This is a genomic window from Streptomyces sp. NPDC002467 (genome assembly GCF_042889825.1).
Taxonomy (GTDB): Bacteria; Actinomycetota; Actinomycetes; order Streptomycetales; family Streptomycetaceae; genus Streptomyces.
On the sequence record NZ_JBIARJ010000002.1, the window covers coordinates 188,916 to 204,659 of the forward strand.

At 73.7% G+C, this 15,744-nt stretch carries 12 protein-coding genes; 1 reads left to right on the plus strand and 11 read right to left on the minus strand.

The genetic code is table 11. The annotated features are described in order from the left end of the window. Positions 1 to 54: 54 nt before the first annotated feature. The 5 genes from ACFYYJ_RS04220 to ACFYYJ_RS04240 are packed head-to-tail and all read right to left on the minus strand — an operon-like array spanning position 55 to position 10,387. Positions 55 to 2,238, minus strand: coding sequence for a hypothetical protein (locus ACFYYJ_RS04220; protein ID WP_389128295.1), 2,184 nt, complete (start codon positions 2,236 to 2,238; stop codon positions 55 to 57). Next, entirely contained in the window at positions 2,235 to 3,365 is a 1,131-nt protein-coding gene (locus ACFYYJ_RS04225; protein ID WP_389128297.1) for a VWA domain-containing protein, read from the minus strand. The genes ACFYYJ_RS04220 and ACFYYJ_RS04225 overlap by 4 nt, the downstream gene beginning before the upstream one ends. Then, on the minus strand, positions 3,362 to 5,674 hold the full coding sequence (locus ACFYYJ_RS04230) for a DUF5682 family protein (protein WP_389128299.1): 2,313 nt from the start codon (positions 5,672 to 5,674) through the stop codon (positions 3,362 to 3,364). Before ACFYYJ_RS04230 ends, ACFYYJ_RS04225 begins: the two co-directional genes overlap by 4 nt. Before the next feature lie 7 nt (positions 5,675 to 5,681). Beyond that, positions 5,682 to 6,791, minus strand: a complete 1,110-nt coding sequence (locus ACFYYJ_RS04235; protein ID WP_389128301.1) for an AAA family ATPase — start codon at positions 6,789 to 6,791, stop codon at positions 5,682 to 5,684. Then, positions 6,788 to 10,387: a WGR and DUF4132 domain-containing protein gene (locus tag ACFYYJ_RS04240; protein ID WP_389128303.1), complete on the minus strand. Its 3,600-nt coding sequence runs from the start codon at positions 10,385 to 10,387 to the stop codon at positions 6,788 to 6,790. Before ACFYYJ_RS04240 ends, ACFYYJ_RS04235 begins: the two co-directional genes overlap by 4 nt. A 167-nt stretch (positions 10,388 to 10,554) precedes the next feature. Here ACFYYJ_RS04240 and ACFYYJ_RS04245 point away from each other — a divergent pair, with 167 nt between their 5' ends. After that, positions 10,555 to 11,319, plus strand: a complete 765-nt coding sequence (locus ACFYYJ_RS04245; RefSeq protein WP_385128028.1) for a metallophosphoesterase — start codon at positions 10,555 to 10,557, stop codon at positions 11,317 to 11,319. Here ACFYYJ_RS04245 and ACFYYJ_RS04250 read toward each other — a convergent pair. The 6 genes from ACFYYJ_RS04250 to ACFYYJ_RS04275 all read right to left on the minus strand — a co-directional run bounded on the left by ACFYYJ_RS04250 (position 11,303) and on the right by ACFYYJ_RS04275 (position 15,658). After that, positions 11,303 to 11,968: a hypothetical protein gene (locus tag ACFYYJ_RS04250; RefSeq protein WP_385363218.1), complete on the minus strand. Its 666-nt coding sequence runs from the start codon at positions 11,966 to 11,968 to the stop codon at positions 11,303 to 11,305. The genes ACFYYJ_RS04245 and ACFYYJ_RS04250 overlap by 17 nt on opposite strands. Further along, on the minus strand, positions 11,965 to 12,405 hold the full coding sequence (locus ACFYYJ_RS04255; protein WP_385363216.1) for a DUF6114 domain-containing protein: 441 nt from the start codon (positions 12,403 to 12,405) through the stop codon (positions 11,965 to 11,967). Before ACFYYJ_RS04255 ends, ACFYYJ_RS04250 begins: the two co-directional genes overlap by 4 nt. Then, on the minus strand, positions 12,396 to 13,058 hold the full coding sequence (locus ACFYYJ_RS04260) for a DUF6230 family protein (RefSeq protein ID WP_389128306.1): 663 nt from the start codon (positions 13,056 to 13,058) through the stop codon (positions 12,396 to 12,398). Before ACFYYJ_RS04260 ends, ACFYYJ_RS04255 begins: the two co-directional genes overlap by 10 nt. Before the next feature lie 108 nt (positions 13,059 to 13,166). Continuing rightward, the gene (locus tag ACFYYJ_RS04265; protein ID WP_385128032.1) at positions 13,167 to 13,925 is read right to left on the minus strand and encodes a MerR family transcriptional regulator; all 759 of its coding nucleotides are present in this window, start codon (positions 13,923 to 13,925) and stop codon (positions 13,167 to 13,169) included. Positions 13,926 to 13,953: 28 nt separating this feature from the next. After that, positions 13,954 to 15,150, minus strand: a complete 1,197-nt coding sequence (locus tag ACFYYJ_RS04270; protein ID WP_389129036.1) for a methyltransferase — start codon at positions 15,148 to 15,150, stop codon at positions 13,954 to 13,956. A gap of 115 nt (positions 15,151 to 15,265) precedes the next feature. Beyond that, a complete protein-coding gene (locus ACFYYJ_RS04275; protein WP_385128039.1) occupies positions 15,266 to 15,658 on the minus strand; it encodes a tetratricopeptide repeat protein in 393 nt (130 codons plus the stop codon). Positions 15,659 to 15,744: the final 86 nt, after the last annotated feature.

Consider the following 15,744-nt stretch of genomic DNA (forward strand, 5'->3'; position numbering starts at 1 on the left):
CGCCGGCGCACCCACGCCTTCAAGATCGTGAACCGTGCGCCAATATACGGTCCGTCAAGCGGACCGGGCATGGAGCTCCAGGGCACACAGCAGGTGGATCTGCGCGTCCACCCACGGCCGCGCCGCCGCAACCGGTCCCTCCTCGCGCAGTGCGCCGAGGAACCCCCGTACGAGGCCGGCCGCGGCCGAAAGACCCGTACGGGCCAGGCCGGCCGCGGAGTCCTCGATCGCGGCGCGGGCGGGCTCGCCGAGGCCGCGCAGCCCCAGGACCGCCGCCGAGGCCAACGCGGACAGGGCGCCCTCCATCGCCTCCACCAGCGGGTCCCGCGGGCGCGCCACCGGGACCGCCGCCAGGCGGGCGCCGGCGGCGGGGGTCAGATCGGGCACGGTCACGCCGTCGGCCGTCATCACGGCCATCGGGTCGAAGACGAGCCCGGCGCCCGTCACCCGGACCAGGGCGCTCAGATGGCCGACCTCGCCCCGCTCGCCGCGCAGACACTCGGCGAGCACGTCCAGCGCGCCGGGACTGTACGGGTTGTGGGTCGCCGACACCGTCCCCACGGCCCCCCGGACATCGCGCACCGCCACCTCCAGGCGCTGCTCGGCCGGGTCGTAGCCGACCTCCCCCACCCCGTGGACCTCGACCACGTGGACGGAGCCCGCTTCCGTCCGCGGTCGGATCAGATGGGGCGCAAGCCCCTCCAGCGTCCGGGCGTGCGCGGCGAAATCCCGCAGCAACAGCGGCTCGGGCAGCTCGGACCAGGCCGATCCGACCGGTGTCACGCTCGTCGAAGCCGGTCGGCCGCCGATGGCGACGGACAGGCCGGGCGTACGGGAGGCGCTCTCGCTCACCAGATTGGCGCGGGCCACCGCTCCCAGGGTCGAACCCGCCAGCCGCCGCCCCGCCAGCTCGGGCCCGCTCGGCTCCTGCCCCGGCGCGAATTCCCACCGGCGGCGCAGCACCAGCCCCGTACCGGCGCCGGAGTGCCCCAGGTACACCTCCGCGGTCCGCTCGCCGGGGCCCCCGCCGATCCGGCAGCCGAGCGCGGTGAGGCGGACCCGGCGCAGCGCCGTGTCACCCCGCTCGCCGGAGCCGAGTATCCGGGAGGCGTCGAGCGCGCCCTCCCGGCCCGCCGCGCGGAGCCGGGCGTGGAACTCGGCGATGAGCGCGGCGTAGCCCTCGGCCCGAAAGCGGGCACCCCGGGCGGCATGGTCGTCGAGCTGCCCGGTCAGCTCGGTCAGGACTGCGGCGGGCCAGTGCAGGGCCCTGGCGGACAGGTCGTCCCGCACCCGACGCAGGGCGGTGCCCGCCACCGGGCCCGCGTGGGCCGCGCCGTCCAGGAGCAGGTCGTCGAGGAGTACGGCCGCCGCGTCGAGCTCCGAGGCGCCGGGCCGCGCCCAGCCGCCGCTCCCGCCCACGTCGACCCGGTCGGGCGGGGCGGTCGGATCGGCCTCGGCGGCGGCCCGGAATGCCCACACGGCGAGCGCGATCACCTCTCCGCGGCGGGCGGTGGCGGCGTCGGTGACCGCGTGCCCGATGCCCTCCGCCGCCGGAACCGGGAACCGCACCGTGCAGGTGGGCAGTTCCGCCCGGGCTGCGGGCTCCTCGGCGGTGGGGTGGTGCAGCCGGGCCGTGTAACCCCGGGCGAGGGTGCGCCGCGCGGTGGCCACCGCGCGCGCCCCGACGGCGGCGCTCAGCGCCTCGTCGTCGAGGTCGCCCGGAGACCAGGGCTCCCAGTCGGCACCCACGCGCCCGGGGGCGTGGTCACCGGGGCTCCCGGGGTCCGGGTCGTCGGAGCGGGGGCCGTCGGGGGCTTGGCCGTCGAGGCCGGGGCTGTCGGGGGCCGAAGCGTGGGGGCCGGGGCTGTCGGGGGCCGAGGCGTCGCGAGCCGGGCTCTCGGAACCGGCGGCGCCGGGGGCCGAGCCACCGGTGCCAGGGCCTTCGGCTTCCGCGCGCTGCCAGGCGAGGACCAGGCCGAGGAGGTGCCGACAGATGCCCGACGCCCCGCACGTGCAGCTCCCCTGGTCGAGTCCGACGCCCGGCGGCAGCGACACCCGCGTGCCGTCCGGGAACACCCCGTCCAGCGTGCCGTCGGCCCCGACGGAAGGCACCGCCCCGGCGCCCGCGTCGCGTTCCTTCGCGGCACGTTTGACCAACCCGCGGTTGGCGAGCGCCGCGAGGGTGTCGAGGTCCAGCGCGAGGAGATCCGTCCGGGTCACCCGGGTCACAGGGGTCATCGGCCCAGCCTTTCGGCGACGAACGCGGCGAGCTGCCCGGGCGTCATCGCGCCCACGTGCGCGCCCGCGTCGGCGAGCCGCTGCGCGAGCTCACGGTCGTACGCGGGGTTCGCGTCCTCGTCGAGAGCGGCCAGGCCCAGCACGGTCGTGCCCTGCTCGGTCAGCGCGCGGACGCCGCGCACCAGCCGGTACGGATCGCCGCCCTCGTAGAAGTCGGTGATCAGCGCGACGATGGCGCGCCTCGGATTGTCGATCAGACGTGTGCCGTAGTCGACGGCCCTGGCGATGTCGGTGCCGCCGCCGAGCCGGACACCCATCAGGAGCTCGACCGGGTCGGTGACATCGGCCGTCAGGTCCACCACGTCGGTGTCGAAGGCGACCAGATGGGTCTTCAGACCCGGCAGCCCCCACAGGCTCGCGGCCGTGACCGCCGAGTGGATGACCGAATCGACCATGGAACCGGACTGGTCCACCAGCAGGATCAGCTGCCACTGCTCCAGATGCGGGCGGGTGCGCGAGTGGAAACGCGGCCGCTCGATCAGGATGCGCCGCTCGTCGGGCTGGTAGTGGGCCAGGTTCGCGCGCACGGTGCCCCGGAAGTCGAAGTCGCGGGCCGAGGGCAGCAGACTCGGGCGGCGCGAGCGCGTCCCCGAGAACGAGCGGCGGATCTCGGGCTTCAGCCGCTCCAGGAGCCGGCGCACCACCGTCTCCACGATCCGCCGGGCGAGCCGCAGTACCTCCGGATTCATCAGGTGCTTCGTCCGCAGCACGGCGCGCAGCAGGGTCGGGTTGGGCTCGACGCGCTCCAGCACGGCCGGGTCCGTGACGATCTCGTGGATCTCGTACAGCTCGACCGCGTCCCGCTCCAGCCGTTCGATCGTCTCCTTCGGGAAGAGCCGGTGGATGTCGTCGAGCCAGTCGACCGCGGTGACCGCCGAGGGTCCGTCGCCGCCCTCGCGTGCGCCGGGGCGGACCCCGCGCCGGGCCTGCTCCGGGTCGCGGCCGTAGAGCCAGTCCAGGGCGGCGTCGCGGGCCGCCGCCTCGCCGCCCAGCGGGCCGGTGCGGCGTTCGGCGGGGGAGCCCAGGATCAACCGCCACCGCTCCAATCCGGGATCGGGGGCGGTCACGGCGCCGCCCGCAGGCCGTAACGATCGAGGGTGCGTTCCACTTGGTCCTCCAGGTTCCGGGCACGCGCGATCAGCAGCGGATCGGCGGTGACGCGCAGCAGCGAGCGTGCCGAGCCGCGCACACCGCGCCGTTCGATCAGCCGGGCGGCGATCCGCTCGCGCTCCCGGGGCGGGAACCAGGCGAACGCCTGCCGCAGCGCGGGCAGGCCCGCCAGGAACTCCGCCTCGGACATGTCGCCCACCAGCTCGTCGAGTACGCCGATCAGCGGCTCGGGCCCGCCGCCCGCCGTCAGTTCCGTACGGGTGAGGGCGAACAGGCCCGCCAGCCAGTCGCCGAGGGTCCCCGGGCCGACCGCGGCCCGCACCGCCTCGGCCGCGCCCCGGCCGTCGGCGTCCCCCAGCGCGCCGCGCAGCCCGAACGCCGCGCCGCGCAGGTCGGCGGGAGCGGCCGGATCCGCGCTGATCCTGCGGCACACCCCGACCACGGTCTCCCGCGACACCGACAGCAGCTCCCCGGCGTGCAGCACCGCGTCCCGTACGGCGCCGAGCGCGCGCAGTCGGCTCGGATCGGCGCCACCCGCCGCGCTCCGGGCCCCCTCGGCCAGCCACAGGACACGGCCGACCGCGGTGTCGATGGCGCGGGCGAGCAGCGGGTCGCGGGCCACGCCGTACACCCGGTCGTGCCGCCACAACCCGAGGGCCGTGTGCAGGGCCTCGCCCAGGGGGCCGAGCCGCGCCGCCCGCCCGAGGCCGGCGCCGAGCTCGCCCACCAGGCGGGCCGACAGCCGGGTGGCACCGCAGACCACGGCGTCGAACAGGACCCCGGCCAGAGCCGCCGGCTCCGGGCCCGCGTGCCGCATCCGGTCCTCCAGGGCCACGGCCGCGGCCTCTTCGAGGCTCGCGCCGAAGCCGCCCGCCTCGATCAGCGCGGCCTCGCGGCCGGCGGTGGTACGGGGCTCCCAACGCTCGGTGAGGACCGGGTCGGTGCCGTGCGCGGGGCCCGCGACGCGGCCGAAGCCGGGCACGTCCAGCACCCGCAGCCGGTGCAGCACCTGGCTGCGCGTCAGTTCCGCCGGATCGGTGAGGCGCAGGGTGACGGGGCGGCCCCGGCCGGGAGTCAGGCCCAGCGCGGCAAGCCGCGCCTCCACGTCGTGCACGAGGGGAGGCAGCGGCGTCCCGGGACGCAGCCGCCCGACGCGGTCGCCGGCGCACGCGGCGACCATCTCCACGACCACGGGGTGGGACCCGGGGCGCAGCGGGCCGCGCCGGGTCCACGGCAGCGGCTCGTCTAGGGCATCGGTGATCAGCGCCCCGGCCAGGCCGTCCAGGAGGTCGAGCCGGGTCGGCGCCTCGTGCCCGCGCAGAGCGGCCAGGCCCAGCGCGGTGCCGTGCGCGGCGATCAGCCCGGCCGTGGAGACCGGATGGCCGCGCTCGCGCAGCCGCCCCGCGACGGCCCGCACCAGTTCCTCTCCCGCGGCCCGCTGCCCTGCCTCCCAGAGCCGCTGGTAGTAGGCGGGCGAGGGCATGCCGGACTGGTAGCCGGTGAAGGCGTCGAGCTGCCGGAAGGAGTACGGCACGAGGAAGCTCCCGCCGACGGCCCCCTCCGGCGGCGCCGGCACCACCGGCCACCCATGGCCGGCCCCGCCCGTGTCCGGCGAGGCGGTCCCGGTCAGGGTCACCAGTGCGGGGCGGTGGAAGCCGCCCGTGACCACCAGCACGGGGCGGTCACCGCTCGCGGCCGTGGTGGCCCGCACCCAGGCGGCCATGTACTCCTCCCGCGCCCGGTCGCCCTCGTCCGCGACCGCGTCGCCGCGCACGAGGTCGAAGTACGCCTCCAGCCGGACCGCGAGCCCGCCCTCCTCCGCGCCCGAGTCGGACTCGAACATCCGGTCCCACAGGGCGTCCACCGAATCGACCTGGAACCGCCGGCACAGCCGGGCCGTCGCCTCGGCGTAGCGCGCCTCGGCGTCCGCGTACCGGTTGGTGCGCCCCGCGAACGCCGGATGCCAGGCGGGCAGGTCGATGAAGCGGACGTCCGCCCCGGCGGCCCGGCCCGCCGTGAGGGCGACCCACTCCGGCGAGTAGTCGCACAGCGGCGTCCACGACGTCGCGGTGCGCTCCTCGTCGCGGTAGTGGCTGAACACCGCGATCGGCAGCTCGTGGCCCAGCAGCAGTTCGTCCAGCCGCCCGTTGAGGTCCGCCGGTCCCTCGATCAGCACGTGTGCGGGCCGCAGCTCCTCGATCGTGCGGGAGACCAGCCGGGCGCACGCGGGGGAGTGGTGGCGCACTCCCAGGAAGGTGACGCTCATCGGACCGTCAGCCCGCCAGCAGGTGGCGGGCGGCGTGCAGGGCCTTCCACTGCGGCCCGCCGCGCCCCGACGCCCGCTGTTCGAGGTAGCGGCGCAGCCGGGCCAGGTCCTCCGGGCTGTCCTTCGCCGCCGTACCGGCCAGGCAGGTGACCAGGTCGGCCGCGTTGCCCGGCTCGCCGCGCAGGAACCAGCCCCGTACGCCCACGGCGTGGGCGACCGACACGGCCTCGGCGGTGCTCATCACCGACGAGAGCCGGTCGCCGGCCGCGCCGTCGCCGCCGATGCCGGAGCGCAGTTCGCGGAAGGTGGTGACGAGCACCTCCAGGATGTCCGGGTCCGGCACCACGGCGACGCCCGAGCGCGCCAGCAGGGCCTTCGCCTCGGTCTCGACCAGGGCGATCTCGGTGTCCGGATCGGCGATGGGGAAGACCGTCTCGTAGTTGAACCGCCGCTTGAGCGCGGCACTCATCTCGTTGACCCCGCGGTCCCGGGTGTTCGCCGTCGCGATGACGTTGAAGCCCTGGCGGGCGAAGACCATCCCGTCCGGACCCTCCAGCTCCGGGATGGCCACGACCCGCTCCGACAGCAGCGACAGCAGCGAGTCCTGTACCTCCAGCGGGCAGCGGGTGATCTCCTCGAACCGCACGAGCCGGCCCTCCCGCATCCCGGTGAGCATCGGCGCGGGCACCAGGGAGCGCTGTGAGGGCCCCTCGGAGACGAGCAGGGCGTAGTTCCAGGAGTACTTGATCTGGTCCTCGGTCGTCGCCGCGCCGCCCTGCACGACGAGCGTGGAATCGCCGCTGACGGCCGCCGAGATCAGCTCCGACAGCAGCGATTTGGCCGTGCCCGGCTCACCCACCAGCATCAGGCCGCGGTTGGTCGCCAGCGCCACCAGGGCCCGCTCGACCAGCGCCGTGTCACCGACGAACTTCCGGCCGATGCCAGCCTCCTCGTCCCCGACGATGAAGCGGCGGGCCGCCCGCAGGCTCAACTGCCAGCCCGGCGGCCGGTGATCGGTGTCCGAGGCCCGCAGTGCGGCCAGCTCCTCGGCGTACCTCGCCTCGGCGGGCGGCCGCTGCAACTCCTCGGCGGCCGTGATCGCGGTCGTGGTCGTCATGACGTCAGCTCCGTCAGGTCGGCCAGCACCTCGGACACGATGACCGGCGACAGGTCGCCGAACTTCAGCGGGTAGGAACGGGACCGCCAGTGGTCACCGGGCTGCCGGTCGAGCCAGATGGTCTCCAGCTTCTGGTCCGGGAACTCGTCGATCATCCCGACCGCGATGCCCATGTCCAGTGCGATCACCAGGTGGCAATCGTGGCTCAGCCGACGGGAGAACCACCGTTCCACGCCCGCGTCCTGCGGCTCGCCGCGTTCCCAGCCGCGCTTCTGCAGCCCGAGCAGTTTCCCGACCGGCACGGTGACGCCCTCGAAGCGGGTGAGCCGCGCACCGCCGGCCTCCTCCTCGGTCACGGCCATCACGGGCCGCCCGAGCTGCGGGAAGGGCTGCACGATCTCGTAGTCCGCGAACAGCTCGGACCACTGGGCCAGCGAGCCTTCCAGGTGCAGCGGGTGCGCCAGGGTGATGCTCGCGTCGTCCGCGAACTCCACCGCCTCGTCCTCGACATCGGCGTACGTACGGTCCTCCGCCACCCGGAAGGCGGTGACCTCGCCCTCGGCCTCGGCCCGCCAGACCAGCCGCCGCACCAGGTGCCAGACCAGCGGATGCTCCACGAACAGTTGACGGAACTCGGCGCCCGTCCACGAACGCCCGTCCACCATCGCGGCCTCCAGTCGCCGGATCTGGTCCGAGGCGATCGTCCGCACGTCCTTCTTCAGCGCCATGAACCGTTTGCGCTCGGCGGTGGCGAGCTCCGCCTCGTCCCGGGCGCCGGGCCTCGGCAGGTCCTTCAGGCGCCGGCCCTCGTCGTCCAGCACGTAGGGCTTGAGCTGCTCGTCGAAACCGACCGTGAACCGGCGTGTGCCGTAGTCGACGAGGGTGCTGCCGTCCGTTTCGAGGCCCAGGTCGGGGACCAGGCGGTCGGACAGCTGCTCACCGGTCAGCCCCAGCTCGGCCGCCACCTCGGAGATCTTCTCCTGCGCACGGACCTTCAGCGCCTTGAACTTCACCCGCTGCCCGATCCCGTGCAGGTGCAGCAGTGCGACGTCGCTGCCGATCGACGCGAGGACCTCAAGACCGTCGACGGCCCGATGGTGCGCGCCCTCCCCGGGCCACGCGCGGATCACCGGGGTGAGGGCCCGTACCGTCTCGTCGTCACCGAACCAGCCGAGCGCGTGCAACGCCCACGCCTCCTTGGGCGGCATCCCGGCGAGCCGCCACTGCCCGAACAGTGCCCACATGAAACCGGCCAGGGACTGCGGCGTGCACAACTCCCGAACCTGCTCCAGCCCGGGGAACTCCGCGCGCGGAGAGGACACCGCCAGCATGGTCAGCACGTGCCCGGCCGCCGACGCGGGCAGCGCTCCGCCCGACTTCAGCAGGATCTGCGGCAACGCCTGCGGATCGGTCCAGTCGGCCGGCTTGGGCATCCGGGCGGGCAACGCCGTCGCCAGCGGATCGGAACCCAGCAGGGGCTCCAGGGCCTCCGTGGCGTCGGGGCCGAACTCGGCCACCACCTCCCGTACGGGATCGGCGCCGTGCGCCGTCACGATCACCAGCAGAGCCCGCTCGGCCGCGGTCCGCTCCGCACCCGGCGCGCCCAGCGCGTCGGGGACGAGCAGCCGGGCCGCGTCGCCGCCGTGCCGGAGCAACCAGGAACGCGCGATGTCACCGGCGACCTTGAGCCGGACCAGCCACTCGGCCATGAGCCGCGCCACGCGCAGGTCGAGGAAGGGGAGGAGCAGCGGCGCCATGGCGGTCGGATTGCGGGAGGCCATGTTCAGGGCCACGTGGAGCGAGTCCAGTTCGTGGCGGGCGACCAGCGGCTTGTAGGCGCTCAGCCCCGGGTAGGAGGAACCGGCTCCCTGCCAGTCGGCGAGCAGCGGCCGCATCACCTCGACGGGACCCTTGACGAGCACACCCAGCGTGTCCCACACGTGCAGTCGTACGCCGCTCCGCAGCCCTTCGATGTAGTGCTCCATCGGGTGGTACCCGTACCAGGCGGTGAGCCAGGACTCCGTGGTGGACCATGCCTCCCGCTCGCCGGTCCGCCATGCGATGCTCGCCCCGGTCGGCGCCGACAGCCCGGTGACCACGCGCGGCTTGAACACCGTCCGCTTGCGCGTCCACGGGGGGCTGGTGAGAAGCGCGGGCAGCTCCTCCGCCGGGACCTCCGCCACTCGCTCCGCACTGTCCAGGAGGTGGGCGACGACGGGGGCGACCTCCTCGGGGAGGGTCGGCAGGACCGAGGCGGCGAGGTCCCGATGGGCTGCCGTGTGCCCGACCAGCAACTGACCGGCCAGAGCCGCATCGGCGCCCGTGCCGAGGGACACCCGCGCCAGTATGCGCAGTGCCCGCGCCGGGTAGCGGCGCGCCGCGGCGGCCAGGGCCGTCCGTACGTTCTTGTTGTCGAGGTGGTCGACCAGGTGCCCGAAGGCCTCGTCGGAAGGCAGTTCGGCCAGTGCTCCCGCCATCAGCTTGACCTGGGCCGCCTCGATGTAGGGGCTGTTCAGCTCGCCGGCCAGGAACGGGACCATCCCCGAGCCCACGCCGTCCGCGAGCGTCGCGATCAGAGAGGTGTTCCAGCCGCGCCAGCCGAGATCCATCCGGCCGCCGAACAGGGCGACCTGTTCGGCCGAACCGAGGGAGCACAGCAGCATCTCCCGCACCGTCGGATCGCGGTGCCGGAGGGCGGTCGGACGGGCGCAGCACGCGTCGACCCACTCCTGCTCGGAGGGGGCGAGGTAGCACGCCACGATGTGCTGGCGGGTGCTGCGGCGGGCGCCGGAGAGGGCGGCGACGGCGGCCCGGTACGTCTCCTCGTCCGTCACGGACAGCAGGGCCCTGACGCGGTCCAGGGCAGGCCGGACGACCTTGGTGCCCCAGGCGCCGTGCGCGTCGTCGTCGGCACGCGTGGTGATCCCGTCGTCGTACCTGCTCGTGCCGAACAGTGGCCGGACGTCGCCCAGTTCGGCGGCCGCCAGCGCGGCGAACGGCAGTCCGAACTCCGCCGCCCAGGCGTCCGCGACGACGGCGAAGGACCGGCCCTTCGCCGTCAGCAGCGTCGCCAGGACCGCGGCGCCGAGCGGGCTCGCGCTGCCGGACCGGTGGGCCCGCGCGGCCTCGACGAGATCGGGGTCGCTCTCGGGTGCGGCGAGCGCCCGGTCGAACGTCAGCGCGCTCTGATCGGTCCACTCGCGCAGTTTCCGCGGCGCACCCGTGTCGACCGAGCGCACGGTCCCGGCCGTCCCTCCGCGCCGCGGATGCAGGTTCCGCTTCCATGCCGAGGGAAGGACGAGCGTGTCCTCGTCAGCGGGGGCGACCGGGGCGTCCGGCACCTGCGCGGTGACCGGTGCGGCGTCCGCCGGGGTGCCGGTTCCGTCGCCCGAGCCGCTTTCCGCGTACCCCTTCCGCTCCTTCTCCGCTATGGACTTGACCAGGTACGACTGGGCGTCGGCGGCGGAGTCGAACTCCTTGACCCGGGTTTGGCCGGCCGTCCCGACGCGCCCGAAGCGGACGGTCACCGAGGTGCCCTCCGCCCCGGCCTCCCAGAACTTGGCCGAGCCGCCGTCGACGTACTCCCAGCGCCGCACGCTGCCTCCCCTTGTCGCGCGTGATCAGTTGACCGAAACAGTAAACGGCCGGACCGACAACGGGTTCCACGGGCTGTGGAGGAGACGCGCGGCCGGATCCCCGGAGGTCCGGCCACGTATTCTTCGGCGACATCTCTCGACCGGAGAAGTCAAAGGAGACATCGACCGTGATCGTGATCGCCCATCTCAGCGACGTCCACATCGACGGCGGTGAGCGCGCGGCCGAGCGCACCCGAGCCGTCATGGAGTACCTGGACGGACTGCCGTACGACCTCGACGCCGTGCTGGTGAGCGGGGACATAGCCGACGAGGCCCAGGACACCGAGTACGAGGAGGCCGCCAAACTCCTGCGCTCGCGGCATCCCTTGGTGATGTGCCCCGGCAACCACGACGAACGCACCGGCTTCCGGCGCGCTCTGCTGGGCGAGGAGTCGCCCTCGGCGGCTCCCGTCGACCACGTGCTGCGCGGCGAGGGCTTCGTGCTCGCGGTGTGCGACTCCTCCGTGCCCGGCGAGCACCACGGCTACCTGGAGGAGTCGACGATGGCCTGGCTGGAGGAGGTGGTGGCCGGCACCCCGCGCGAGACCCCGGTCCTGGTGGCCTTCCACCACCCGCCGGTCGAGCTGCACGCCCCGTACGTGGACGGGATCCGGCAGTTCGGCGAGGAACGCCTCGCCGCGCTCGTCGAGCGGCACCCGCACGTGAAGGCCTTCCTGTGCGGGCACGCGCACACCGCGGCGGCCACCACGTTCGCGGGCCGCCCGGTGCTGGTGGCGCCGGGCGTGGTCTCCACCATCCGGCTGCCGTGGGAAGGACAGAGGGGCGCTGACGAGTGGGTCCACCTCGACGAGCCGCCCGCCGTCGCCTTCCACGTGATCGGCGACGACGGCCGGCTGACGACCCACTACCGGGTGGTCATGGGCCCACGGTGATCTGCTGGGCGGGGTCGGTCGTGTCGGTGACCAGGTAGACCGCGTTGAAGGTGGACGAGGTCGCGCTCGTCGGACAGCCGAACCCGCCGGTGACCTTGACGGGTACCGACGCGTTCGTGAAGGTCAGGCTCGACGGCGCGCCGTTCGCCCAGGCGCCGCCCACGTTCGCCGCGGCGGTGGGCGCCGCGGTGACCGTACAGCTGGCGAGCCCCGTCGTCTTGACCACCAGACCGCCGACCGGCACGGTCATCGTGGCGGTGATCGGCGAGCCGTTCTGCATCGACACCGTCCAGGCGCCACTGGTGGTGACCGTCGGGGTCACGCCCGGCATGCTGGAGGTGCAGGAGCTGTACGTCGGCGGGGAGATCGGCGACGAGACCGGCCCGGCCGCGTTCTGGTTGCCGGGCGCGGCCGGCACCGTACCGGTGGAGACGGAGACCGAGCAGGTCACCGTCACCGAACCGGCCTTGAGGGTGGCCTTCCCGCTGAGGGTGGCCTTGAAGGCGTGCCCGGCCGGGGTCACGGTGGTGGACCCGGCCGCCGGTAACGGCGCCGCGGTGAGCGGGGCGGCGGAGGCGGTGAACGAGGCCAGGGAAAGGGCGGCGGCGGCGGCCGTGCCGAGGGCGAGAGTGGTGCGCGTACGGCTCATGGCTGTGCTCCTTGGGGATCCTGGTGCACGGTGGGGGAGGGTTGCGCCGGCGGAGCGGGAGCGGGTGCGCGGGGTGCCCGGGACGGCTGCCAGGCGAACATCAGGCCGCCGCCGAGGATGCCGAGCAGGGTGCCGATCAGGAACCCGCCGAGATTCGACAGGACCAGCGCGGCCGTGGCGATCAGGGTGGTGAGGACACCCGCGAGGCTGCGCTGAGCGGGAGAGAACCAGGCGGTGAGGCCGAGCACGATCATCACGACGCCCATCAGGACGGACGGGATCCCCGCCACCCCCTGCTGGAGCATGATCTTCAGCGGTGCGAGCGGCAGGACGCAGATCCAGGCCCCGGCGAGGACGGCGAACAGCCCGCCCCAGAAGGGCCTCGCGCGCCGCCACCGTCTCCAGCGAAGCCACCGCCCGCGGCGGCTCAGAAACATTCCTTCTTGCCCTTGGAAATGTCCATGCGCAGACCGGAGAGCTTGAAGGTGCCGGCGTTGGTCGCCCACGCCGTCTGCTGCAGATTGCCGATGCGGACCGTGTCGGCCTGCTGGGCGAAGAGGTCCTGCATCCCCTGGGCCTCGGCCGGGCCCTTGTCGAGGGTGGAGGCGTCGCGCCCGATCTCGATGTTGGTGAAGACCGCGTCACCGGAGAGCTGCGTCGCGTCCACGAACAGATTGCTCGCTTCCACGGGCTTGTCCCGGCCGGCCGTCAGGTTGAGCGAGATGTCGCCGATCACCGGGAGCGAGGTGACCACCGACTGGCACAGGCTGTTCAGCTTGGCCTCCCGGATGGCGGTCACGGCCACCGGGATGAGCTCCTCGCGGGCGTTGACGTCGACGCTGCCGTACTGGGCGAAGCCCTCGCCCTCCAGGCTCTGCGCCGACACCTTGAACTGCTGCCCCGATACGGCGAAGGAGGCGGCGAGCGCGCCCTGCGCGAGGGCGATGCCGAGGCCGGCGGTCACGGCCACGGCGGGTACGGTCAGGACGGCGAACCGCCGCCAGCGGACCCGGCCGGCGCCGGCGTCCTCATCGGGAGCGGAAGGACCGGAGTCATCGGAAGTGCCGGATAAATGCGGGGAATTGACCATGAGATCGTCCCTGTTTTTCGGCTGTGCACCGTTGTTACCGACGAGTTGAATGTAAGAGTGCCAATGGGGGTTGGCAAGGTTGTGCGAGCGCACCCTTTGAGCCGACTCCTACTGCTCCGTACGCAGCAGTTCGGCGACCTCCGCGTCCACCCGCCGGGCCATCGCCCGCGCGAACTCCGTGGCCACGACCTCCCCGGCCACCGGCCTGAGCGCCGCGACCGCCTCGGTGACGTGCCGCAGCTGCGCGGCCGAAAGTCGCTCCAGCCCCTCCGGGCCGATCACGTGCTGCCGGAACAGGGATACGAAGCGGTCCGCCAGGGCCGCCGCCTGTGCCTGTACGAAGTCGCCCGCGTCCAGGATCTCGGCCAGCGGAACCCCCTGACGCACCAGAGCGAGCGTCGCGTCCAGCAGCCGCCGGCTCGGGTGGGTGACCAGGTCCCCGTCCACGGTGACGTACCCCAGCTCCGCGGCCCGCCGGGTGTCCTCGGCCGTCGCCGTCGGCCCGAACAGCTCCCGCAGTTCGGCCCGGGTCATCGTGACCGGCTCCTCCCGGACCCAGTCCCGGGTCATCTCCCGCTCCAGGCCCAGCAGTCCGGACAGCCCGCCGCCGCCCTCCCAGGCGTGCAGCAGCTCCGCGATGCCGTTGACCGTGTACCCGCGGCCCAGCAGATCGCTGATCAGCCGCAGCCGCGTCAGATGGTCCTCGGAGTACCAGGCGATCCGGCCCTCCCTGCGCGGCGGCGGCAGCAACCCGCGCTCCTGGTAGTAGCGCAGGTTGCGTACCTTGACGCCGGCCGCCCGGGCCACGTCCTCCCGGCGGTACCGCCCGCCGCCGCCCGTGTCATCGCTCTCCGCCTCGCTGCTCACGCGGCGAAGCATAAGACGTACCGGCAGGTCACATGGGGCGCGACGACTCGCGCCGCTTGACCGCCCGCAGCACCACGAACTTCGGCTCGCTCGCGGCGACTTCGCTGTTGCCGAAGAGCCGCTTCAGATGCGTGTGGTAGCCCATGTGCCGGTTCGCGACCACCCACAGCTCGCCGCCCGGCCGCAGCACCTTGCGCGACTGCGCGAACATCCGCAGCGCCGTCGCGTCCGTCGTCGCCTGGTGGGAGTGGAACGGCGGGTTGCACAGCACCAGGTCGACGGAAGCCGGCGACAGCATCGCCACCCCGTCGCCGACGTGGAACTCGGCGGTCCGCCGGCCCGCGCGGACGTTCGCCTCGTACGTGGCCCGCGCCGAGGCGACCGCCTGGTACGACTCGTCCGTGAACACGACCTCCGCGTCCGGGTCGTGCACCTGGATCGCCGTACCCACGACACCGTTGCCGCAGCCCAGGTCCACGACCCGGGCACCGTCGGTGTTCGTCGGCAGGCTCTGCAGGAAGAAGCGGGTGCCGATGTCCAGCCGGTCCGCGCAGAAGATCCCGGCGTGGTTGACGACGGTCAGCCCGGAGCCCGAGCCCGCCTCCTGGTCCACCGTGTACGTCAGCGGCCACGGATCGGCGGCCACGGGGCGCACGGCCCCGGGCGCGTCCGGGGTGCAGAAGATCAGCCGGGCCTTCTTCTCGGCGAGCGAGGTCTTCGTCGGGCCGAGGATCTTCTCGAAGAGCCGCAGCGTCGAGGTGTGGATCTCCTTGACCATGCCGGTACCGACCACGACGGTGCCCGCGTGCACGTGCGGAGCCAGCCGGTACAACTGGTCCTCCAGCAGCGCCAGGCTCTTGGGCACGCGCACCAGCAGTACGTCGATCCGCTCCGGCGGCGGGTCCTGCGTGGTCAGCAGCGTGACCGTGCTCTTGGCGGTGCCGATCCCGGCCCGGTCCAGGTTCGCGGCGGTGGCGGACCGGCTCAGCGCGGAATCGGTGATCTGGATGGGGTGATGGGCGGCGAGCGCCGTGGTCAGCGCCCCCCAGCGGTCCCCGAGCACGACGATGCTGCCGGCGGAGGCCAGGTCCACCGGGCCGCGCTCACCGGTACCGGAGTCGAGATGGTGCAGCAGGTACTCGTCGGCGGCGTCCCAGGCGCGGAGCCGGTCGCGCGGGTCCTCGGGGAAGCGGGTGAGCTCGTAGGAGCCGAAAGGCGTGGTCAGACGGTTCATATCCGCCCCAGGCTAACCGAGCCGCGCCCCGGTCCCGGCACCAGCGCGGCCGGGGACTGCCGGCGGGCGGCCCCGGCGGGACCTGTTCGGGGACCTGTTCGGGGACCTACTCGGGGAACTCGCCGGCCATCGCGGCGGCGATCCGCAGGTACGGGCGGGCCTCGGCGGCCCGGCCCTGACGCTCCAGGGTGCGACCGAGCATCAGCTGCGCGTAGTCCTCCACGGGCCAGCGCTCCAGGATGGACCGCAGCTCCCGCTCGGCGCGCGTGAGCTGCGCGGAGTGGTAGTAGGCACGGGCCAGCAGCAACCGGGGCGCCAACTGCTCGGGCGCCTCGCCCGCCAGGCCCTCCAGGAGGCGGGCGGCCGTCCCGTACTCCTTGGCGTCGAAGAAGAGCCCGGCGCGCGTCCAACGGTCGGCGGCGGTCCCGTGCTCCAGGTAGGCCGCGTCCTTGATCGCGAAGATCGCGTCCACGGGCTCGGCCGGCTCGATCGGGTCCATGTGCTCCACGTGCTCCACAGCGTCCCTTCCGGCGCTCGGGTGGTTCGTACGGTGCCTCCAACACGCCCGGGCGGTGGAACATTCCA

Bases quoted from the DNA above. Each gene is read 5' to 3' on its own strand.
- ACFYYJ_RS04250 (WP_385363218.1), bottom strand. From the start codon at position 11,968: ATGAGCCGTACGCGCACCACTCTCGCCCTCGGCACGGCCGCCGCCGCC.
- ACFYYJ_RS04230 (WP_389128299.1), bottom strand. From the start codon at position 5,674: ATGAGCGTCACCTTCCTGGGAGTGCGCCACCACTCCCCCGCGTGCGCC.
- ACFYYJ_RS04255 (WP_385363216.1), bottom strand. From the start codon at position 12,405: ATGTTTCTGAGCCGCCGCGGGCGGTGGCTTCGCTGGAGACGGTGGCGG.
- ACFYYJ_RS04220 (WP_389128295.1), bottom strand. From the start codon at position 2,238: ATGACCCCTGTGACCCGGGTGACCCGGACGGATCTCCTCGCGCTGGAC.
- ACFYYJ_RS04235 (WP_389128301.1), bottom strand. From the start codon at position 6,791: ATGACGACCACGACCGCGATCACGGCCGCCGAGGAGTTGCAGCGGCCG.
- ACFYYJ_RS04275 (WP_385128039.1), bottom strand. From the start codon at position 15,658: ATGGACCCGATCGAGCCGGCCGAGCCCGTGGACGCGATCTTCGCGATC.
- ACFYYJ_RS04260 (WP_389128306.1), bottom strand. From the start codon at position 13,058: ATGGTCAATTCCCCGCATTTATCCGGCACTTCCGATGACTCCGGTCCT.